Origin of the sequence: Bosea sp. BIWAKO-01 (genome assembly GCF_001748145.1) — a bacterium.
Classification (GTDB): Bacteria; Pseudomonadota; Alphaproteobacteria; order Rhizobiales; family Beijerinckiaceae; genus Allobosea.
On the sequence record NZ_BCQA01000001.1, the window covers coordinates 2095134 to 2116640 of the forward strand.

The following is a 21507-nucleotide window of genomic DNA, read 5'->3' on the forward strand; positions in this document are numbered from 1 at the left end:
CCAATCCGGTTCACTCACCGCTCCAGCCGGCAGAACTCGGCCAGTCTTTCCGCCAGCACGACGGCCGCTGCAGGAGCGTTGTCGCGGTAATACAGCGCCAGCTCGAAATCGTTCACCTCCGGCAGGCCTTCTGCCGTGCCCAGAATTCGGTGGTCGGGCAGCCGGCAGCCGGCCGGCAGCAGGGTCACGCCCAGCCCGGCGGCGGAGGCGGCAGCCAGCGCCGCCAGGCTGGCGCTGCTGTAGCTTACACGCCAGCGAATGCCGAGGCTGTCCAGCGCCTGGCAGAGCTCCTCGCGATAGAGACCGTTGAGCGGGAACACCGCCAGCGGCACCGGCGAACGTTCGATAGCCGGGTGAGCCTGGCTGTCCAGCCACAGCAGCGGTTCGAGCCTGGCCGCGCGCGGCGGCTGACGGCGGCGCTGCTTGACCAGGATCAAGTCGAGTTCCTCGCGCTCATAGGCGCCGCGCAGATCGGCACTGAGGCCGCTGGTGACGTCCAGCCGCAGATGCGGTTGCTCACGGCTGAATGCCGCCAGCAGGTCGACGGTTGGGACCGTAAAATCCTCCGGCATGCCAAGCCGCAGCACACCGTCGCGCCAGAAGCCGGTCAAGGCGTCATGCGCCTCCTCGTTCAGGGCGATGATGCGTCGTGCATAGCTCAGCAGCCGGCCGCCCTCCTCGGTCAGCTCGACCTGATGCGAGGAGCGCTCGAACAGCGGCTTGCCCAGCATCTCCTCCAGGCGCCTGACCTGCTGGCTGACGGTGGACTGCGACAGGGACACGCGGTCGGCGGCGCGGGTGAAGCTTTGGCTCTCGCAGACCGCGACGAAGCTGAGCAGCAACTGCGGGTTGAACATCGGATAGCGATTCATGCGCCCGCCGCCAGCATCTCATGGGCCGATGACCCGATACTAGGTGGTGCCGATGGTGTTGGCCAAGGTGAGCCCGCACGCATATCCGCGGCACTGCGGGGCAGCGTCAGCGGTGATTCGGAAAGATCTCCGGGATCGAGAGGCATCTGTCGGTAAGCCCCTGTTCCTGGGAATAGCGGGCCATGGCCTCAATCGCCGTGCGGTTGGGCTCGATCCCGTAGGACCAGTAATCCTTGCCCATGATCTCTTCGGTCTGGCGCAGCGCCGCCTCCTGCCAGGGCAGCATCGCCGTGTCATAGGCAAACTGGTGCAGCTCGCTTGCGGCGTAGGCCTTGGCCTGCTCGAAGGCCACGGTCAGCGACGCGGCAAGATCGGGATGCCGATCGGCGATGTCGGCGCGGATGCCGATCAGATGCATCGGCGGGAACAGGCCGGTCTTGCGGAAATAAGCCCGCTCCGCCGCCGGAACATCCGGAAACAGCCGCCGGATCGCCGGATGCCCGTCGGCGAAGGCTTTTGGCGCCCGCGGCGCGATGATGGCATCGAGCTTGCCCTCGAGCAGCCACTGCCAGAGTGTCTCCCCGGCTGGCAACCGCGTCGTCTCGAATCGGGGAGGCAGCGTGACGGGCACCTTTTCCGCGCGGCCGGGTGCATCGATTCCGCCGATGACCCAGTGGATCGCTTCCGGCCGCACGCCGTATTCATCGGCGAGAAGCCCGCGCACCCAGACATTGGCCGTGAGCTGATATTCCGGGACGCCGACGCGCCTGCCGGAGAAATCCTCCGGCCGCTCGATCCCGGAATCGCTGCGGACATAGAGCGCGCTGTGGCGAAATTTGCGCGAAACGAACAGCGGCAGACCCAGATAGCGACAGGTGCCGCGCGAGCGCAGCAGGAGGTAGGTCGAGAGCGACATCTCGGTTATGTCGAACTCGCCTCCAAGCATGCCGCGCAGGAAGACCTCCTCCGGCGGCAGGACCGACCAATCGAGCCTATAGCCCTTCGGCCGGAACATGCCGGCGATCAGCGGCCAGGTCCGGTCATAGGCGCCGCAGCCGACCGTGAGCCGTGTGTCCTCTCCCAGGGGCCCGTTCATCGGTCGGAATAGCCGGGGATGATCAGTGCATCGATGATGTAGCGACCGCCGGCCGCGACAACGGCGGCGCCCCGCTCCAATTCGGCGAGCAGCTCGTCGACGCTCCGGACCGAAACAGCGCCTTCGAAACCCTGCGCGCGCGCCAGCCCGATGATGTCGGGCGCCGGATCGTCCAGCCGCTGGCCGATCCACTTGTTCTCGACCGGCCGGCCGCGCTGTCGCGCCATGCGCTCCTGATGCACCTCGTCGTTGAAATAGGACCGGTTATTGGCGACGACGAGCAGCATCGGCACGCGCTGATGCGCGGCGGTCCAGAGTGCGTTCACGCCCATCAGGTAATCGCCGTCGCCGATGACGCCGATCGTCATCCGGCCGCTGTCCTTCAGCGCGATCGCGGCGCCGATCGTGTGGCCAGGCCCCGTACCGACGGCGCCGCCGCCGTCCTTGCCGAGAAAATCCAGTGGCGTGCGGAATCGGCAGGCGCTGCGCGGCCAGCCGAAGGACAGCCGTGCGAACGTCACCTCCCGATCGCGCGCGAAAGCCGAGATCGTGAAGGCCATCTGTTCGGCATTGAACGGCGCGGTACGGTCCGGGCCCTCCGAGGCTGTCTGCGTCCAGTGGCCGCCTTCGGGAACCAGTGACGGAGCCGGTTGCCAATCCGTGCCGACGGCCTCCAGCAACTGACTGACGAAGCGGTCCGGGTCGGCCGCGATCCTGACATCGCAGGCCGGCAGCGCCTGATGGTCCATGCTCCAGCCATTGGCGACATGGCCGTCGAGCGAGCAGTGGACGATCGCGGTCGTCAGCGGTTCCTGCGTCTGCGAGGCACCACAGCGGGCGCTGAGGAAGCCGGCGAGATCGTGCCAGTCGAGGCTGACGATGGCATCGGCCTCGCGCAGCAAGTGCTGCTCGGCGTCGTTCGGACGCTCGCCGACCGGGGCCAGCGCATGGAGCCTGTGCTCGGTCGGGAAGCCCGGCGCATTATGCGTGGCCGTCAGAACCGTCGCCCCCAGCCGCTCGGCCAATGCGATGCGGCGTTGCCAATCGCCGGCATGGCGCGAGACGCGACCGATCAGGAGCAGGGGCGCCCGCGCATTGCGCAGGATCTCCAGCGTCCGGGCGATGTCCTCGGCGGGAGCCGCGGCCGGCCGTGGCGGCGCAAAGCGGCGGATATCAGGGACCTTCACCGCGCGGTCGAGCCGGCCTTCCTGCATCTCGGCGTCGAGGCAGACATAGACCGGGCCGGTCGGAGCGGTCCGCGCGATCTGGTCGGCGCGCAGAAGGGATTCGACCGCAGCCTCGGCCGAGGCCGGCTGGTCGTCCCATTTCGTGTAGTGCCGGACCAGCGCGCCCTGGTCGCGCGCGGTGTGGATCCAGTCGATCCAGGGCCGGCGGCGATGCGCGTCGACCGGCCCCGTGGCGCCGAGGATCAGCATCGGCCGGCGATCGCACCAGGCGTTGAAGATCGTCATCGTCGCATGCATCAGCCCGACATTGGAATGCAGGATGACGGCCATCGGCTCCTGCGCCACCCGCGAGAACCCGTCGGCGATCGCCACCGCGTGTTCCTCGTGGAGGCAGACGATCATCGCCGGGTCATGGTTGCCGAGGTGGTTCACCAGGCTGTCATGCAGGCCCCGGAAGCTCGCGCCTGGAACCAGTGCGACAAATCTGTAGCCCAGCGCCCTGATCGTCTCGGCAACGACGTCGCTGCCCCATCTTTCGGTCGCCGGCGCCGCGGCGCCCACTTCGGTCTGCATGGTCATGTCCATCTGGCTGTCGCGCTTACTCGCTGAAGACCTCGTCGCGGCCCTTACGGATCGCCGGCAGGATGGCGACGGTGAGCATTGCGAACGCGATCAGGATGAGGATGGCGGCGATCGGCCGCTCGACGAAGGTCATGGGGTTGCCGCGCGAGATCATCAGTGCCTGACGGAGGTTTTCCTCCATCATGCGGCCGAGCACGAAGCCGAGCGTCAGCGGCGCCGGCTCGAAGCCGAACTTGGTGAGGCCGTAGCCGAACACCGCCAGCGCTCCCATGATCAGGATGTCGGCCGGCTCGTTGTTGATCGAGTAGACGCCGATGCAGCAGAAGATGACGATGCCGACGAACATCAGGCGATACGGCACTTTCAGCAGCTTCACCCAGAGCCCGACCGCCGGCAGATTGATGACCAGCAGCATCAGGTTGCCGACCCACATCGAGGCGATCAGCCCCCAGAACAGGTCGGGCATCTTGGTCATGATCTGCGGACCGGGCACGATGCCGTGGATCGTCATTGCGCCGACCATCAGGGCCATCACGGCATTGGGTGGGATGCCGAGCGTCAGCAGCGGAATGAAGGAGGTCTGAGCTCCGGCGTTATTGGCCGATTCCGGCCCGGCGACGCCCTCGATCGCACCGCGGCCAAAGCGGCGCGGATCGCGGGCCAGCTTCTTTTCGAGCGTATAGGAGGCGTAGGGCGCAAGCACCGCACCGTTGCCCGGCAGGATGCCGAGGATCGAGCCGAGCAGGGTTCCGCGCAGGATCGGCTTGGCCGAGGCGCGCAATTCCTCGGGGCCGGGCAGCAGCCGGCCGATATGGGTCTCGCGCACCTGCCGTGACTCGCCATGCTCGAGGCTGCGAAAAACCTCGGCGATGCCGAACAGCCCCATGCCGAGCAGGGCGATCTCGATGCCGTCGGCGAGCCAGGTCGCCCCGAAGGTGAGGCGGAGCTGACCGGTTGTCAGGTCTGGCCCGACGGTCGAGAGCAGCACACCGACCAGGATCATCACCACGGCCTTGAGCACAGAGCCGCGCGCCAGCAGGACTGCGAAGGCGAGCCCCATCAGCATGAGTGCGAAGTACTCCGCTGGCCCGAAGATCAGCGCGATGCTGGCCAGCGGCGCTGCGAGGGCGGCAATCACCAGTGTCGCGATCGTGCCGGCGACGAAGGAGCCTATCGCCGAGATCCCAAGCGCGATGCCCGCTCGGCCCTGGCGCGCCATCTCATGGCCGTCGATGGCGGTGACGACAGCGCTCGACTCGCCGGGGATATTGAGCAGGATCGAGGCGGTGGAACCGCCATACTGGGCGCCGTAATAGATGCCGGCCAGCATGATCAGCGCGGCGGTAGGATCGAGGCCGAAGGTCAGCGGGAGCAGGATCGCGATGGTCGCGATCGGCCCGATCCCAGGCAGGACGCCGATCAGCGTCCCCAGCATGCAGCCGGCAAAGCAGAGCAGGATATTGGTCGGCGACAGCGCGATGCCGAGGCCGTGGCCGAGATTCTGCAGGAGTTCCATGCGCGCCTCAGAAGTTGATCGAGAACGACGGGAGCACCAGCATCGGGATCGGCTGGTTGAGCGCGAAGCGGAACAGAAGGGCACAGGCGACAGTCATCGCCAGCGCAAAGACAATGAGCTCGCGCGGCTGGACCTCACGTGAGCCGAAGCCGGCGACGAGCATGGCAAGCGGCGCCGCGACGACGAAGCCGGGCTCACGGATGGTCGCGGCGAAGAGCACGATTCCGGCCAGCACGAAGGCCGGCCCGCGCAGATGCCAGCGTTCGAGCGCGTCGCCATCCTCGATGAAACTCAGCACGACGAGGATAGCGCCGCCGATGCCGATTGCGATCGCCGTCCAGCGCGGCACCATGGCCGGGCCGATGACGCGCAGCGTGCCCTGCGCGAGATTGCCGAGCATCCACACGACGACGGTCGCCGCTGCGATGAGGATCAGGCCGGAGACCAGATTCTGCGGAGAACGCACAACGCGTTTCCACCGGGGGAGAGGCTCGGACTGGCTCATGGCAGTTTCGCCCTGGCTCGGGAGGCGGCGCGTTGCGGCCGACTCGGCATCATTCGACGGTCACGCCGACGGTGCGCACCATCTCGCCCCATTTGGCGACCTCGGCCTTCAGATAGGTCGCGACCTGGGGAGCCGAGCGAACATGGAGCTGGTAGCCCATGCCGAGGAGCTTCTCCCGCGTCTGCGGCTCGCTGACGATCTCGTTGATCGCGGCGTTGAGCTGCTCGACAATGGCCGGCGGCGTCTTGGCCGGGGCGAGCACGGCGACCCAGGATTCGGCGACGAAGGGGAATCCGGACTCGGTGTAGGTCGGAACATCGGGCATCGCCGCAACACGCGTCTCGCTCGCAACGGCCAGTCCCTTGAGCTTGCCCTCCGCGACCTGCGGGATGATGCCGAAGGACGAAGCGACCATATCGACCTGGTTTCCGAGTGCCGCCTGCACCGAGAGTGCGCCGCCCCGGAAGGGGATATGCGAAGCCGGCTGCATGGCGAGGCGTTTCAGGAAATACTCGGTCGCCAGATGCGAGCCCGAGCCGACGCCGGCGCTGGCGAAAGTGATTTCGTCCTTCTTGGCCCAGGCGAGATAGTCCTTCAGGTTGCCGGGCTTCGACGGATGCGTCGCGATCGTCTCCGGCGACGAAACCGCGATGGCAACCGGGACAAGCTGATCGAGCGCGTAGTCGCGCTTCTTGTAGAGCGTCTCGTTGATGGCGATCGCCGTCGAGGTGACGAGCAAGGTCAGTCCGTCGGGCTTCGCATGCGCAACGATCGCGGCCGCCGTATTGCCGCCGGCGCCGGCCTTGTTCTCGACCGTGACCGCCTTGCCCCATTTCTCGTTGAGCTTCTGGCCGACGATGCGTGCGAAGGTATCGACGAAGCCACCGGCGGCAAAGGCGACCGTCATGTTGATGCGGTCGGACGGGTAGGCCGGCGCCTGCGCCGAGGCGAGGCCCGCAGAAGCCGAGAGTGCGATGCCGGCTCCGACGAGGCGGGCGGCGGCGCCATTGAGACTACGCATGTTTCTCCCTCCGTTTATGTATTTTTATGACCCGCGAGCAGTCACGCAGGCTTTCCGATCGCTCCTGTCAGCTTCTTGCCGGCCGCTTCAGGTTGACGTGGATGTGCTTTTCCTGGGTGTAGCTGAGAAGTTCTTCGAGGCACTCCTCGCGGCCGAGGCCCGATTGCTTGTAGCCACCGAAGGGTGTGCCGAGGAAATGCCGCGAAACCTCGTTGATCCAGACAAAGCCGGCCTCGACCTCGCCGGCGAGACGGTGCGCGTCGCGGACGTCATTGGTCCAGATCGAGCAGGTCAGCCCGTATTCGACGCTGTTGACGGTCTCGAGCATGCTTGCCTCGTCCGACCAGCGGAAGACCGCAAGAACCGGCCCGAAGACCTCCTCGCGCGCCAGCCGCATCGCAGGCGTCACCCCGGTAAACACGGTGGGCTCGACGAAATTGCCGTTGGCGAGCGCCGGATCAAGCGGGCGGCCGCCGCCACAGAGCAGGTTCGCACCCTCGGCCTTGGTGTCCGCGATGAAGCCCATCACCTTGTCCAGCTGGGCGCGGCTGATGATGGCGCCCATCGTGGTCGCCGGATCGGTCGGGTCGCCGGGGCGGAATTGCTTCACGCGCTCGGCGATACGCGCCACGACCGCGTCATGGATTGCCTCGTGGATGAAAGCCCGGCTGGTCGAGCCGCAGGACTGGCCACACCAGATGAAGTTCATGCCGGCGACCACGGCGGCTGCGACCTCGTCGGGATCGGCATCTGCAAGTGCAATCAGCGCATTCTTGCCGCCGAGTTCGAGCAGGACCGGCTTGATGGTATCGGCGCCGGCCTTCATGACGGCGCGCCCGGCCTGGACGCTGCCGATGAGCGAGATCATCGCGACGCCGGGATGGGCGGCAAGCGCCGCTCCGGCCTCGCGACCGCCTGGGAGTACGTTGAAGACGCCGGGAGGCAGCAGCCCGTCGATCAGTTCGGCAAAGCGCAGCGAGCTCAGCGGCGCCTGGTCCGGCGGCTTGACGATGACGGTGTTGCCAGCTGCGAGCGGCGCGGCCGACTTGGCGGCGCAGAACATGAACGGGTGGTTGAACGGGATGATGCGGCCGATGACGCCGCGCGGCTCGCGCACCGAGAAATTGACCGAGTCGCGGCCAAGCGGCACCGATTGGCCCTTCATCTCGGTGACGAGGCCGGCGAAGAAATCAAGTTGAGAGGCGGCGTTGGCAACGTCCCCGAGCATCTCGTGGACCGGATTGCCGCCGTCGATGGCGTCGATGAGCGCAAGTTCCCGCGCGTTGTCGCGGACGATCTGGGCGATTCGCCGGAGGATCTTGGCGCGCTCGGCCGGGGCGACGTTCCGCCAGCTGCGATAGGCGGCACCAGCGGCCCGGACCGCGGCATCGACATCACTGCTTCCAGCTTGCGCGACGAAGCCGAGCGACGCGCCCGTCGCCGGGCTGGTCAGTTCGAGACCGCCGGTCTCGGCCGCCTCGCGCCAGCTGCCGTTGATGTAGAGGTTCCGGTTGCGCGGCAAGACATCGGGCGATGCGCTTGCAGTTGCTGGCGCGATCGGATCGCGAATGTCCTGGTCCATCGTCTGTCTCCCCTTCCGGCGAGGCCGGTCGCGCCGGCTTGCTGCGCCGGCGCATTTTCTTGCTTGCCTATTGGGTATCGGCTTCGCCCGGAGCGGTCTTCGCGGTGTTTCGGGCTTCAGCTATAACTTTCGCGACTATGAGAGCTCCGGCTGCTGCCCGGAGAGTGCGGCGCGTACGGCATCGAGCATCGCGAAGCCGTCTTCGGGCTCGGCCTGCAACGGCAGGCGCCCGAGACGTTCCTGCTGGAGGACGACCCCCTCGGTGACGGCCGGGTCGATGCCAAGCTCGCGAAGCGTCAGCGCGACCTCGCGCATTTCGGCGGCACGCCGGACGCCGTGCTGCAGCATGCGGCTGACATTGTAGGGAACGACCTTTGGCCAATCGAGGCCGGGATAGCTGCGCCCGAGGGAGTCGAGGATCACCGCGTCGATTCCGGCGACGCGGGCCGCCGTAAAACACTCATAGGTCAATGCCTCCAGTCCCTTCACCATGACGCTGCGGACCATCTTGATGATCGTTGCCGAGCCGATCTGCGGCCCCGCCGGCCCGAGTTCCATGCCGAAGCCCGCGAAGATCGCGATGAAATGCTCGGCCGCCTCGCCGGCGACCAGGCAGGGCGTGGCGTGGCGCTTGGGGTGAACCGGCGCCATGATCGCGAGGTCGAGATAGGCACCAGGCGCAGCAAATGCCGCGGCCGCCTCGCGCTTCCGACCGGGCGAGACCGAATTGACGTCGACGAAGACCTGGCCGGGGACGAGGCGCGGCGCAACCTGACGGGCAGCATCGAGGCTGTCGGCCGCGGTGACGGCCGAGAACACGAAATCGGCGCCGGCCAGTGCGGCTTCTAGGCTGTCGGCAAGGCGGACGCCCAGGCGCTCTGCCGGCTCGCGGACGCGCTCCTCCGTAGCTGCGGTGTCGAAGGCGGCGATCTCGACGATACCGGCTTCGAGCAGGCCGCCGGCGAAGGCTTGCCCGGCCTCGCCGAAGCCGATGAAGCAGAGTCGCGGCGGGTTAGGGCGCGGGGAAACGGTTTGCAGCATGATGCCCTCTGCGGTCAGAGAATCTGGCAGATATCGTCGAAGTCGAACCGCGCGGCGCGCGGCCTGACGCTTGCCGGGTCGCCATGACCAATATTGATCAGGAAATTGGACCTGACCTGACCACCTGGGAAGAATTCGGCGTCCACGACATCATGCAGGACCCCGGACATCGGGCCGCAATCGAGCCCCAGCGCGCGTGCCGCCATCAGCAGGTAGGCGCCCTGCAGGGTCGCATTGCGGAAGGCCGCCCGGGCAGCAAGATCGGGATCCGCGAGATAGCCCGCACGCTTGTCGACCGCATGCGGCGCCAGGAGCTCGAGATGGTCGAAGAAGCGGCTGTCGATGCCGAGAATCGCGGTCACCGGCGCTGCCATGGTCTTGTCGACATTGCCGGGCTTCAGCCCGGGGCGCAGCCGCGCCTTCGCCTCCGGCGAGACAACGAAGACGATGCGCTGCGGGCTGATGTTGCTGCTCGTCGGCGGCATCCGCGCGAGTTCGTAGAGCTCGCGCAGCTGCGCGTCGCTCACCGGCTTCGGCAGCCAGCCGGAATAGGTGCGCGCCTCGCGGAAGAGAATGTCGAGGCAATGCTCGGATACGCGCTGTCTTGAAGTCTGCTGAAGCATGAGCTGCGAACCTGCGGATATGACGCCGGAACGCTATCCGCAGGATGCCAGTCGCGTCTTCGTGTGCTGGTTCGCAAGAGCTATAAGTGCCGGGAATATCAGATGCCGGTAGGCCCATCCGGCGAGGCTCCGTCCTCGTCGAGCAGGCCGGTCGCCCGCAATTCGCGCAGATGCTCGCGCAGCGCCGCCAGCAGGGCCCCGACGCTCGGCGACCGTCGGCGATGGCGCAAGGTGATGATACCGGCTGGACGGCTGCCGGAGACCATCGGAACGGGCAATATCCTGACAGCACCGCGGCCGAGATCACCGGCGAGCATCAACCGCGGAAGGATGGTGACGTAGTCGTTCGACAGGACGAGCTCGCGGATGAAGGAAATCGAGGTCGAACGCAGCGGCGCAGCCAGCATCTCCAATCCGGAATAGGCGATCACCGCATCGATCTCCTGGCCGAGGCGCTGTTCCAGCGAGGGCAGCACGAGGCCGAACTTCCCGAGTTCCGCGCCCGTGCTGCCGGGGCTCCCGAGCAAGGGATGGCCGGCCCGCGCCAGGACCGAGATCGGCTCGTGATAGATCGTCTCGCGGTGAACGTCGTGGGCGGTCTCGAGCTCGTAGAGCCGCCCGACGATCAGATCGAGCTTGCCGCTCTCGAGCTGCGGCATCAGCTCCGCCGTGCGCCCCTGCACCAGCCTGATGTTCAGCTCGGGATTGGACGCTCGCAGCCGGCCGAGCGTCGGCGGCAGCACGCTTGTCGCCGCTGTCGGCAGGGCGCCGATGACCAGCGTGCCGGCCTGCCCCTGCTCGATCAGCCCGATATCGTCCGTGAGTCGCTCGACCAGCGACAGCATGGCCCGGCCGCGCTCGACAACGGCACGGCCGAAGGGATTGATCATCACGCCGCGGGCCATCCGGTCGAAGATGGGATGGCCGATGATCTGTTCGACATCCTGCACCGCCTTCGACACCGCGGGCTGCGTGATGCTGAGCGTGTGGGCCGCGGCCAGGAAACTGCCCTGCTCGGCCACGGCAATCACGATCTCGATCTGCCGCAACTTCAGGCGCGCATTGATCTGCGATCGCATGGCCAGCCTCTCCCCATTGCAGGCAAGCCCTTTGCCCTAGTGCGGAGTCAATGACAAATCGCGGATCAGCGGCCTCGCCGACACAGCCCCACCGAATCGATGGCCCATCGGACGGGTGGGCCTTCCGGCCGCGAATGCCGGCATGATCAGGCGGCTGAAATGGTGTTTCTCAGGAAGGATCTGTTCGCAGGCCCCTCGGCAAGCCTGAGGACCGAGTGCAGCAACCTGCAATCAGGATCGCAGTACCACCCGCCAGCTCATCAATGATGCTGTGGTCCGGGTCGGAAAATTTGGCGGAGCAAAGCGCCCGAACACCAGGCCCATGGGGTCGCGGAGAAGGCCAACTGCCTGTTGGATGAGCCGAAGGAAGCTGGGACGAATTTCCAATCGACCTGTCAGTCGACGGGATCGCATTCCATGCGCACGCGCTGACCGGGCTCGTTGTGCGTGCGGCAGGAAACCAAGGCTGGCACTGTCTTGCTCGGTACCACCGGCATTGCAGCGGGCTCGACGCGGGAAGCGGGTAAAGATGCCGGTTTCGCAGCTTTCGCGACGACGGGGGCGGGCTTAGGAGCCGTCCTCGTCACCTTCTCATGCTCACGTTCGATTGACGCGGGCTTAATTGGCTCCGGCGCGGGCTCAGACAGCGCCACGGGCGCCGCTTGTTGCGGAGCTGATCGAGCAGGTTGCCAAGGACGCCAGGTCGCCAGCTGGGCAAAAGTCTCGATCGTCGGCTTTGTGATCGATTCGACCGTCGGCACTGATTGCGGCGAGCAGCCAGACACCAGCAGGCTCGCGAGGCCCGCACGACAGAACAAGTTCGCCATAAAGACCCCTTCATACTCGTGGCGAAGTCGGGGCACTAAGCAGGCGGAATGTAGCCTTTTTGTGCCCGGGTACGTCGGGCGGTTTGCTGATCGTTGCGCTCAACCCGCGGTGCGTCGCACTGAAAGACGACGGTGCGTTGATGCCGAGCGAATCATGCGCCGCGCTCGATCAATCGGCCGGCGCGACCTATGCGGCCGGCGCTGCGAATAGGAGCGAGGTAAATGGCGCTCGGTGTTGGGGAAAATGTTGGGGTGATTCCGGCCAATACCGGACAATCCCGCACAATCTCAATCAATTAGCGGGAGGATATGGTGGAGCCAGGCGGAATCGAACCGCCGACCTCTTGAATGCCATTCAAGCGCTCTCCCAACTGAGCTATGGCCCCACGCTGGCCGATTGATTTGGGGGTCAACCGGCAAATTCCCGGACACCGCAGGAGTGGCTTCAACTTCGAAGCCCGGCGATGTCCGCGTCGTCACTGTTGCGACGGAGGGCTCTATAGGCGGGCTCGGCAGAAGACACAAGCACCTATATCGCAGAAATATTTTTTGTCCTCAGACGTCCTCGTCACCCTCGATGTCGCCATCGATCAGATCGGAGACGTCATCGTCGCCTTCCTCGTCCTCTTCCAGGAACGTGTCGTCTTCCTCGGCAGCGATGTCGTCCTCGACCTCGATGTCGTCCTCGCTGGTGACAACCGCGTCCTTCTCGCTCGTTTCGGCATCGGCCTCATCGAGAGAGACAAGCTCGACCGCGCCGTCAGCGGCCTCGGTCTCGTCCTCGTCATCCGCTTCCTTGGGGACAACCGCCGCCGCTTTGGCCTGCGGCTCGAACATCGAACGCGGGAAAGCCTGGCCCGTATAGGGCGAGACGATCGGGTCCTTGTTCAGGTCGTAGAATTTGCGTCCCGTGGTCGGGCAAACGCGCTTGGTACCAAGTTCCGGTTTCGCCACTGCGTCGGACCTTCATTCATTCATGTTTTGAAAAGCAGGCGCGTCCGTTAGTCGTGCCGGCCGGCCCTGTCAAATGCTGATTTGATTCGCGTCTCGCGCGTGGCGCGCGACGGGTGGCCATGCTAGGCAGCCAGCGTCCAAGATCAAGCAGCCAGAGACGATCGACGTGGCCCACGCGCAGCACCCAACTCCCGTCACCGCCCGGGCCTCCGGCCCGCTCTCCGGCCGTGTCCGGGTTCCCGGCGACAAGTCGATCTCGCATCGCGCGATGATCTTCGGCTTGCTCGCCATCGGCGAGACCAAGGTCGCCGGCCTGCTCGAAGGCGAGGACGTACTGCGGACGGCCGACGCGGCCCGTGCGCTGGGCGCCATCGTGCATCATGACGGCCCCGGCGCCTGGCGCGTCCAGGGCGTCGGCGTCGGCGGGTTGAGGGAGCCGGCCGGCCTGCTCGATTTCGGCAATGCCGGCACCGGCTCGCGCCTGATGATGGGCGTTTGCGGCGCGCACCCGATCACCACCACCTTTGACGGCGATGCCTCGCTCAGGAAGCGGCCGATGCGGCGTATCCTCGATCCGCTCGAGCTGATGGGCGCCACCATCCTGTCGCAGGAAGAGGGTGGACGCGTGCCGTTGACGATCCGCGGGCCGAAAGAGGCGCTGCCGATCACCTATCGCACACCGGTCGCCTCGGCGCAGATCAAGTCGGCCGTGCTGCTCGCCGGCCTCGCCGCCCCGGGCGAGACCACGGTGATCGAGACCGAAGCGACGCGCGACCATACCGAGAAGATGCTGGCGCATTTCGGTGCCGAGGTACGGGTGACCCTCGAAGGCGCCCATGGCCGACGTATCGTGCTGACGGGCCAGCCCGAATTGCAGGCGGCGCCGATCGTGGTGCCTGCCGACCCCTCCTCTGCCGCCTTCCCGCTGGTCGCCGCTCTGATCGTGCCGGGCTCCGATATCCTGATCGAGAGCGTGATGACCAATCCGCTCCGCAGCGGGTTGCTGACCACGCTTCGCGAGATGGGAGCCGACATCACGGTCGAGAGCGAAGCCAATGAAGGCGGCGAGACAGTCGCAACGCTGCGCGTCCGCGCCGGCGCCCTCAAGGGCGTCGAGGTGCCCCCGGAGCGCGCGCCATCGATGATCGACGAGTACCCGGTCCTCGCGGTCGCCGCGTCCTTTGCCAGCGGCACGACCCGGATGCGGGGGCTTCAGGAGCTGCGCGTCAAGGAATCGGACCGGCTCGCCGCTGTCGAGGCAGGATTGAAGGCTGCGGGTGTGACCTGCCGGATCGAAGGCGACGACCTCGTCGTCGAGGGCGGAAACGGCAAGGTCACGGGGGGCGGCACGGCCGCGACCCATCTCGATCACCGCATCGCAATGAGCTTCCTCGTCATGGGGCTGGCGACGCAGAAACCGATGCAGGTCGATGACGGTGCGATGATCGCGACCAGTTTCCCGACCTTTATCAGCCTGATGAACGGGCTGGGCGCTGAGATCGCATGAGCCCTGCCGCGATGCGCAAGCCCCTGGTGATCGCCGTGGACGGTCCTGCCGCCTCGGGCAAGGGTACGCTGGCGCGGCGGCTCGCGGCCCATTACGGCCTGCCCTCTCTCGATACCGGCCTGCTCTATCGCATGGTGGCCCGCGCAATGCAGGACGCGGGCAAGGATATCCATGATGCCGAGGCCGCTGCAGCGATTGTCTCGACCTTCGATGAAGGGGCCTTCGCCGAGGACAGTCTGCGTGGCCGCGAGATCGGCGAGGCCGCATCGGTCGTTGCGGCGATGCCGGCGGTGCGCAAGGGGCTGATCGATCGCCAGCGGCGCTTCGCCGGGCAGCCGGGCGGCGCCGTTCTCGACGGGCGCGATATCGGCACGGTGATCTGCCCCGAGGCTCCGGCCAAGCTCTTCGTCACCGCGACGCCCGAGGTGCGGGCGGCCCGGCGCCACAAGGAACTGGCCGGGCGCGGCGAGCTTGCCACCTTCGAGGGTATCCTCGCCGATATCAGGCGTCGCGATGCCCGCGATTCCGGCCGCAGCGACGCTCCGCTGAAGGCCGCCGAGGATGCTGATATCCTCGACACCTCGGCTCTCACGGTCGAGGAGGCAGTTGCGGCCGCGATCGCCATCGTGGATGCCCGCCGCGCGGGCTGAGCCTGCCGATAAATCATTCTTGGCGTCAGCCGAAACGAGGTGCACACTCCCACCGCTCCCTGATGGCGGAGGTGGAGATGCGGCACGTGCTGTTCGGTCTCTTGAGTCTTGCGGCCGCCGGCCTCTGGACGAGCACGGCGTCGCATGCGCAGCCGGCGGCAGCCCCACCCGACGAGGTCGATGTCGCCCTCGTTCTGGCGGTAGACATTTCCTACTCCATGGATCTCGACGAGCTCGCGCTGCAGCGCGGCGGCTATATCGAGGCCTTTCGCTCGAAACAGCTGCACGACGCCATCGCCAAAGGCGCGCTCGGCAAGATCGCCGTGACCTATTTCGAATGGGCCGGCGGCAATTTCCAGCATATCGTCAAGCCCTGGACGGTCATCGACACGCCGCAATCGGCTATCGCCTTTGCCGAGGAACTGGGCGAGGCCCAGACACGGCGCGGCCGGCGGACGTCGATTTCAGGCGCGATCGATCTCGGCATGCAGTTGCTCGAGCAGGCCAATGTCACCGCGATGCGCCGTGTGATCGACATCTCGGGCGACGGCGCCAACAATGACGGGCGCCCCGTTACCGCAGCGCGCGACGATGCCCGCGACAAGGGCATCAGCATCAACGGCCTGCCGGTGATGCTGAAACAGGCGAGCTATTTCGATATCGACAATCTCGACGTCTATTACGAGGACTGCGTCGTCACCGGCATCGGCGCCTTCGTGATCCCGATCCGCGAACGCCACCAGTTCGTCGATGCGACCCGCACCAAGCTGGTGCGCGAGATTGCCGACGTCCCGGCTGCCGAGGCAACCATCCAAAAGGCGCAGGCCAAGGAGCCGCGCGTATCCTGCCTCTCGGGCGAGAGGCAATGGCGCGACCGGATGGGGAATTGAGGCAGCCTCAGGTGCCCCGTGGCTTCGCTCGCGTCGTCGGCAGCGCTGCGGCTGGATCATCCGGCCAGAGATGGCGGGGATAGCGGCCCTTCATGTCGGCCTTCACCGCAGCCCAGGAGCCGCGCCAGAAGCCGGGCAGATCGCGGGTGACCTGGATCGGTCGATGCGCTGGCGACAGCAGCTCCAGGACGAGGGGCACGCGGCCGGCCGCGAGCGAAGGGTGCTGGGCCAGCCCGTAAAGCTCCTGCACGCGCACTGAGATCGTCGGCCCCGCCTCGGCTGCATAATCCACGGCGAGATGGGAGCCGGTCGGTGCAGCGAAATGCGTCGGCGCCTCGGCATCGAGCCGGCGTTTCAGATCCCAGGGCAGCAGGCTGGCCAGCGCCAAGTCGAGGTCGGCCGGCGCAATCGCAGCGAGCGAGGTTCGCCCCTCGATATGGGGCGCAAGCCAGAGTTCCGGCTCGGCTGCGAGCCCGGCATCGGACAGGTCGGGCCAGGGATTCTCGCCTTCTGCGCCGACTGCGGCCTGGCGCAGGAAGGCGGTACGCTCGCGCAATTGCTGCTGTGCCTTCGTCCATGGCAGCAACCCGATGCCCAGCGTCGCGACACCAATGGCCAGGATCGCAGCGTTCTCCGACGTTGCCTCGACTGGAAGCGGGCGCTCCGACAGGCTGATGGCGCCGTAGCGCCTGACCGCACGCGCACGCAGGGCGCGGGCATTGCGGTCGAAGATCGTTTCCGTCCGCTCCTCCATACCGAAAGGGGCGAGGCCTTCGGCGGCCTGACGCAGGACTTCGTCTTCAGCGATTGCGGCGCCTGCGAGGATTCGAGCCTGCTGCGCCATGCCCGTCATGTCCGCCACGACGATCCAGGGCTCGCGGGCGAGGCGCTGTGTCGGCTCCAGAGCCGCACCGCGGCCATTGGCCAGGAGATACTGGCCCGAGCCTGGTGCGCGAAGCCTGGCGATTCGCTCGGGATAGGCGAGCGCGAGCAGGAAGCCGATGGAGCCCGGCGCGTCGTGCCCGGGCCGGCTCGCCTTCTCCGCCAACCGGGCCCACCCCTCCGCGAGACGGCGCATATCGGCAGCGCGACCGCCGCGCTCCCGCCCGAAGCGCTCTGCCCGTTCGGCGAGATCCGTCGCATCCCCGCCGAGCCCCCGCTCGACCAGCAGCGCCGCCAGTTCCGCCGCCGCCCTGGCCTGGCCGAAACGCGCGGCAACGACGACCATGCGGGCGAGGCGTGGTGGCAGCGGCAATGCCTGCAAGGCCCGGCCATCGGCGGTGATGCGGCCATCATCGGCGAGTGCGCCGAGATTGAGCAGCAGCGCCCGCGCCTCCTTCAGGGCAGGCGCCGGCGGTTGATCGAGAAAGGCGAGCGATGTCGGATCGGCGACGCCCCAGGCCGCGCAATCCAGCAGCAGCGGCGCGAGATCCGCCGAGAGGATTTCGGGCCGGGCGAAGGCTTCCAGGGCGCCGGTGCCAGCCTCCTCCCAGAGGCGGTAGCACACGCCCGGTTCGGTACGGCCGGCGCGGCCGCGGCGCTGGTCGGCCGCGGCGCGGCTGACCCGGCGGGTCTCGAGCCGCGTCACGCCGATATCGGGCTCGTAGACCGGGACGCGCGCGAGACCCGAATCGACCACCACGCGCACCCCCTCGATGGTGAGCGAGGTCTCGGCGATCGAGGTCGCCAGCACGATCTTGCGACGTCCGGCCGGCGCCGGCAGCACGGCGCGATCCTGCTCGGCCTGATCGAGCGCGCCATAGAGCGGCGCGATCTCGACCGCGGGATCGCGCACCCGTTCGCGCAGCCGCTCCTCGACCCGCCTGATCTCACCTTGTCCCGGCAGGAAGACGAGGAGCGAGCCCGGTTGCTCGTTCAGGGCCTGCTGCACGGCCTCGGTGACCTGGTCCTCGATCCGCTTCAGCGGATCTCGGCCGCGATAGCGCGTCTCGACCGGATAGGCCCGGCCCTGCGATTCGATGACCGGCGCGGCGCCGAGCAGCTTTGCCACCCGCGCGCCGTCCAGCGTGGCCGACATCACCAGGATTCGCAGGTCCTCACGCAGTCCGCCTTGCGCGTCGAGCGCCAGGGCGAGACCGAAATCGGCATCGAGCGAGCGTTCGTGGAATTCGTCGAAGAGCACGGCGGCGATGCCGTCGAGTGCGGGGTCATCGAGGATCATTCGCGCGAAGACCCCCTCGGTGACGACCTCGATCCGCGTCTTAGGCCCGATCTTCGATCCGAGCCGCACACGCAGGCCAACCGTGTCGCCCACGCGCTCCCCCAGCGTCTGCGCCATGCGACCGGCGGCGCCGCGAGCCGCGAGCCGGCGCGGTTCGAGGACGATCAGCTTGCCGCCGGCCGCCCAGGGCTCGTCGAGCAGGGCGAGCGGGACGCGCGTGGTTTTGCCGGCGCCGGGAGGGGCAACCAGCACCGCATTCGGGCCGGCACCCAGCGCCGCGGCGAGATCGCCCAGGACGGCATCGATCGGAAGCGGGGTATCGAAATCGCGCATGGCGCGATGTGACGCAGCCGGCGCGCGGACGCAAGCGATGGTGACCTCAGGCGGCCTGCCGAAGCCCCACCTCAAAGGGGCTGACCGTGATCGCTCCGGCTTTCAACTGAACCATCGAATTGCATCCGAGCGCCTGCCAGCAGTCGCGAGCGGCATCGACCGGCTCGGACGCGACGACGATGCTGTCGCTGCGGTCGCAGATGTAGAGCGTCGGCGGACGCGTATCGGACGACCAGCGCACGGCGTGGATCGTCTCGCCATCGGCGAGCGCGGCGGCACAGCGCAAGGGCTCGCGAATTCCCGCTGCCTGCATCAGGGTCAGCGCCTCGCCCAAGGTCCAGGCCAGCGCTTCGCCGGGCGAATAGCCGTCCGCCATGCGGGCGAGCGCCAGCAGGAAGATCGCTTCCGAATCCGTCGTGCCGACACGGGCGGCATAGAGCGAATCGGGAATCAGGCTCTCGAGCTTGCGGCGGATCAGGGCATAGCCGCCGATCTGGCCGTTATGCATGAAGAGATGCCGGCCATGGACGAAGGGATGGCAATTGGCGCGAGTCGTCGCCGTGCCGGTCGCAGCGCGCACATGGGCGAAGAAGAGATGCGAGCGCACCTGACGGGCGATCGAGAGCAGATTCTCGTCGGACCAGGCCGGACGGACTTCGCGATACTGCCCGGGCTCCGGCTTCTCGCCATACCAGCCGACGCCAAACCCATCGCCATTCGTGCCGGTCTTGCTCTCCTCGGCATGGAGAGACTGGTGAATCAGCGAATGGCAGGGCGAGGCGACGAAATCCTCAAGAAAGACCGGAACGCCGGAATAGGCGAGGAAACGGCACATGGTCGGTCCCGAATCAGGCTGCGGGCGGGACGCCGCATCGAGGAGATTATTCCACGAGAATGAACCGTGACATAACAAATCTTCCCCGCACTCTACTCGCTGCAGGAGAAATCCAGCTTCGCTTCCTTGCGGCTCCTGCCGACCTTCACCTCGATCTCGAGCGGAGCGCAGGTGGCGCTGTCGAGCAGGAAGGCCTTGTGGATGCGCCCCTCCTCGCCGAAGAGGAACCCGCCATAGACGCGCCTGAGCAGGATCCTCTCGCCGGTCTTCGCCTTCTGCCTGACGGTAAGGGAGGCGAGGTCGCGCGCGATCTTGTCCGAGGATTTGGTGTTCTTCGCGCCGGTGAAGGAAAGCGTCACCAACAGCGCATCGGCCGGCTCGCCGACTTCGCCCTCGCCGATCACGACATTGTGGAGCGCCTTCTTCGCCCCGACCAGATTCTCCGAGAGCCTGCCGGTACGCTCGAGGAAGAGCTGGGCCTTGATCTCCTCGACCGCGACCTGAGCGAAGGCCGAAGCAGGAGATGCCGCCAGAAGGCCCAGGCCGAACAGTGCGGAGAAAGCCGGTTGCATCGTCAAAGCCCCATCTGAATCGCGCCCTATCGGCAGGATTGCGCAGCTATGCCATTTCGCCGTGAGGTTGCCAGCCCTCCGATCAGGCTTTACGCGACAACACAACCGGGCGATGACGGAAGCCGCTCGATATCGGGATTGGGGGAGCGGGTCCTTGAAATCAGTGATCTCGCTTGCGGGCGCATCCCTGGGGCTGTGCCTCGCTCCCAGCATCGCGTTCGCGGCGGGCGATATCGGCGGGGCGACGCTCGGCGCAGCCTGGGCTCTTCCCTTTGCCGGCATGCTGCTCTCGATCGCCCTCGGACCGATCCTGTTTCCGCATTTCTGGGAGCTCAATTACGGCAAGTTCGCAGCCTTCTGGGCCGCGCTCGTACTGGTACCGCTGGTCCTCTTCCGTGGCTTCGATCCGGCGCTCGGATCGCTGCTTCACACCGCGCTGCTCGAATATGTCCCCTTCATCATCCTGCTCTTCGCGCTCTTCACCATTGCTGGCGGCATCCTGATCACCGGGAATTTGCGCGGTACGCCAGCGACCAATACGGCCCTGCTGGCGATCGGGACCGCGATGGCGAGCGTGGTCGGCACGACGGGTGCCTCGATCATCATGATCCGGCCGCTGCTGCGCGCCAATGACGACCGCCGCCACAACGTCCATGTCGTCGTGTTCTTCATCTTTCTGGTCTCTAATATCGGCGGCTCGCTGACACCGCTCGGAGATCCGCCGCTCTTTCTGGGCTTCCTGCGCGGCGTCAGCTTCTTCTGGACGACCCAGCACCTACTTCCGGAAACCAGCTTTGCGGTCGCTGTGCTGCTCGCGCTGTTCTTCGCGCTCGACAGCTATTTCTTCAGCAAGGAAAAGGGGTCCCCCGCGCTCAGGGATCCCACGCCGGACCGTGCCATCAAGCTCTTCGGCAAGGTCAATATCGCGCTGCTCGGCGGCGTCATCCTCGCCATCCTGATGTCGGCGAACTGGAAGCCCGGCACCGTCTTCGACATTCATGGCGTTCATGTCGAACTGCAGAACGTGGTGCGCGACGTCGTCCTGCTCGGTCTCGCCGGGCTCTCGCTCGCGTTGACGCCGAAGCCCGTGCGGGCCGGCAACGAATTCAGCTGGGGACCGATCAAGGAGGTCGCCAAGCTCTTCGCCGGCATCTTCGTCTGCATCATCCCGGTGCTGGCAATGCTGCAGGCCGGCAAGGACGGGGCCTTCGCACCGCTCGTCGCGCTGGTGACCCATGCCGACGGAACGCCGAACAACGTCGCCTATTTCTGGCTGACCGGCCTCCTCTCGTCCTTCCTCGACAATGCCCCGACCTATCTGGTCTTCTTCGAGCTTGCCGGCGGCGACGCGAAGGCCCTGATGACGACCGGTGCGCTGACGCTGACCGCAATCTCGGCGGGCGCGGTCTTCATGGGCGCAAACAGCTATATCGGCAACGCGCCGAACTTCATGGTCTACGCCATCGCCAAGGATCGGAAGGTCAATATGCCGAGCTTCTTCGGCTACATGATGTGGTCAGGCGCGATCCTGATCCCGCTCTTCCTGCTGCAGACGGTGATCTTCTTCAGGTAGCCGCTGGCCTGTCCGGCGGCTCAGCCCCGTGCCGGGCGCCCGCCGCCCCCTTTTACGGACGAGGTAGGGGGCGCTCCGGC

18 protein-coding genes and 1 tRNA gene are annotated in these 21507 nt (G+C 66.7%); 4 read left to right on the top strand and 15 right to left on the bottom strand.

Annotation, left to right across the window (positions count from 1 at the left end):
* Positions 1-14: 14 nt before the first annotated feature.
* The 12 genes from BIWAKO_RS09590 to BIWAKO_RS09645 form a co-directional block, all read right to left on the bottom strand.
* Positions 15-857, bottom strand: coding sequence for a LysR family transcriptional regulator (locus BIWAKO_RS09590; protein WP_244523395.1), 843 nt, complete (start codon positions 855-857; stop codon positions 15-17).
* Between the two features lie 121 nt (positions 858-978).
* Entirely contained in the window at positions 979-1968 is a 990-nt protein-coding gene (locus BIWAKO_RS09595) for an ABC transporter substrate-binding protein (protein WP_069878516.1), read from the bottom strand.
* On the bottom strand, positions 1965-3728 hold the full coding sequence (locus BIWAKO_RS09600; protein ID WP_141740034.1) for a thiamine pyrophosphate-binding protein: 1764 nt from the start codon (positions 3726-3728) through the stop codon (positions 1965-1967). Before BIWAKO_RS09600 ends, BIWAKO_RS09595 begins: the two co-directional genes overlap by 4 nt.
* Positions 3729-3753: 25 nt before the next feature.
* Complete coding sequence (locus BIWAKO_RS09605) at positions 3754-5253, bottom strand: tripartite tricarboxylate transporter permease (RefSeq protein ID WP_069878517.1); 1500 nt, start codon at positions 5251-5253, stop codon at positions 3754-3756.
* A 7-nt stretch (positions 5254-5260) separates the two neighbouring features.
* Entirely contained in the window at positions 5261-5719 is a 459-nt protein-coding gene (locus BIWAKO_RS09610) for a tripartite tricarboxylate transporter TctB family protein (RefSeq protein ID WP_244523396.1), read from the bottom strand.
* An 88-nt stretch (positions 5720-5807) separates the two neighbouring features.
* Positions 5808-6779, bottom strand: coding sequence for a Bug family tripartite tricarboxylate transporter substrate binding protein (locus BIWAKO_RS09615; RefSeq protein WP_069878519.1), 972 nt, complete (start codon positions 6777-6779; stop codon positions 5808-5810).
* Positions 6780-6846: 67 nt separating this feature from the next.
* Positions 6847-8361, bottom strand: coding sequence for an aldehyde dehydrogenase family protein (locus tag BIWAKO_RS09620; protein WP_084651237.1), 1515 nt, complete (start codon positions 8359-8361; stop codon positions 6847-6849).
* Between the two features lie 135 nt (positions 8362-8496).
* The gene (locus BIWAKO_RS09625; RefSeq protein WP_069878520.1) at positions 8497-9402 is read right to left on the bottom strand and encodes an NAD(P)-dependent oxidoreductase; all 906 of its coding nucleotides are present in this window, start codon (positions 9400-9402) and stop codon (positions 8497-8499) included.
* A 14-nt stretch (positions 9403-9416) separates the two neighbouring features.
* The gene (locus BIWAKO_RS09630; protein WP_069878521.1) at positions 9417-10025 is read right to left on the bottom strand and encodes a malonic semialdehyde reductase; all 609 of its coding nucleotides are present in this window, start codon (positions 10023-10025) and stop codon (positions 9417-9419) included.
* A gap of 98 nt (positions 10026-10123) precedes the next feature.
* Positions 10124-11104: a LysR substrate-binding domain-containing protein gene (locus BIWAKO_RS09635; RefSeq protein ID WP_069878522.1), complete on the bottom strand. Its 981-nt coding sequence runs from the start codon at positions 11102-11104 to the stop codon at positions 10124-10126.
* Positions 11105-12241: 1137 nt separating this feature from the next.
* A tRNA-Ala gene (locus tag BIWAKO_RS09640) sits at positions 12242-12317 on the bottom strand.
* A gap of 169 nt (positions 12318-12486) precedes the next feature.
* Positions 12487-12885 (bottom strand): TIGR02300 family protein, encoded by a 399-nt coding sequence (locus BIWAKO_RS09645; RefSeq protein WP_069878523.1) that lies wholly within the window; start codon positions 12883-12885, stop codon positions 12487-12489.
* A gap of 166 nt (positions 12886-13051) precedes the next feature.
* Between BIWAKO_RS09645 and aroA the strand changes: the two genes are divergently transcribed.
* The 3 genes from aroA (at position 13052) to BIWAKO_RS09660 (ending at position 15932) form a co-directional block, all read left to right on the top strand.
* Positions 13052-14392, top strand: coding sequence for a 3-phosphoshikimate 1-carboxyvinyltransferase (gene aroA, locus BIWAKO_RS09650; RefSeq protein WP_069878524.1), 1341 nt, complete (start codon positions 13052-13054; stop codon positions 14390-14392).
* Between the two features lie 23 nt (positions 14393-14415).
* Complete coding sequence (gene cmk / locus BIWAKO_RS09655; RefSeq protein ID WP_069882317.1) at positions 14416-15042, top strand: (d)CMP kinase; 627 nt, start codon at positions 14416-14418, stop codon at positions 15040-15042.
* Between the two features lie 77 nt (positions 15043-15119).
* On the top strand, positions 15120-15932 hold the full coding sequence (locus tag BIWAKO_RS09660) for a DUF1194 domain-containing protein (RefSeq protein WP_069882318.1): 813 nt from the start codon (positions 15120-15122) through the stop codon (positions 15930-15932).
* 7 nt (positions 15933-15939) lie between these two features.
* Here the strand turns inward: BIWAKO_RS09660 and hrpB are convergent, their stop codons facing one another.
* From hrpB to BIWAKO_RS09675, 3 genes are all read right to left on the bottom strand, one after another.
* Complete coding sequence (gene hrpB, locus BIWAKO_RS09665; RefSeq protein WP_069878525.1) at positions 15940-18447, bottom strand: ATP-dependent helicase HrpB; 2508 nt, start codon at positions 18445-18447, stop codon at positions 15940-15942.
* A 46-nt stretch (positions 18448-18493) separates the two neighbouring features.
* Positions 18494-19282, bottom strand: a complete 789-nt coding sequence (locus tag BIWAKO_RS09670; protein WP_069878526.1) for a class II glutamine amidotransferase — start codon at positions 19280-19282, stop codon at positions 18494-18496.
* Between the two features lie 92 nt (positions 19283-19374).
* Positions 19375-19854: a hypothetical protein gene (locus BIWAKO_RS09675; protein ID WP_069878527.1), complete on the bottom strand. Its 480-nt coding sequence runs from the start codon at positions 19852-19854 to the stop codon at positions 19375-19377.
* Positions 19855-19966: 112 nt separating this feature from the next.
* Here BIWAKO_RS09675 and BIWAKO_RS09680 point away from each other — a divergent pair, with 112 nt between their 5' ends.
* Entirely contained in the window at positions 19967-21427 is a 1461-nt protein-coding gene (locus BIWAKO_RS09680) for a sodium:proton antiporter (RefSeq protein WP_069878528.1), read from the top strand.
* Positions 21428-21507 lie beyond the last annotated feature (80 nt).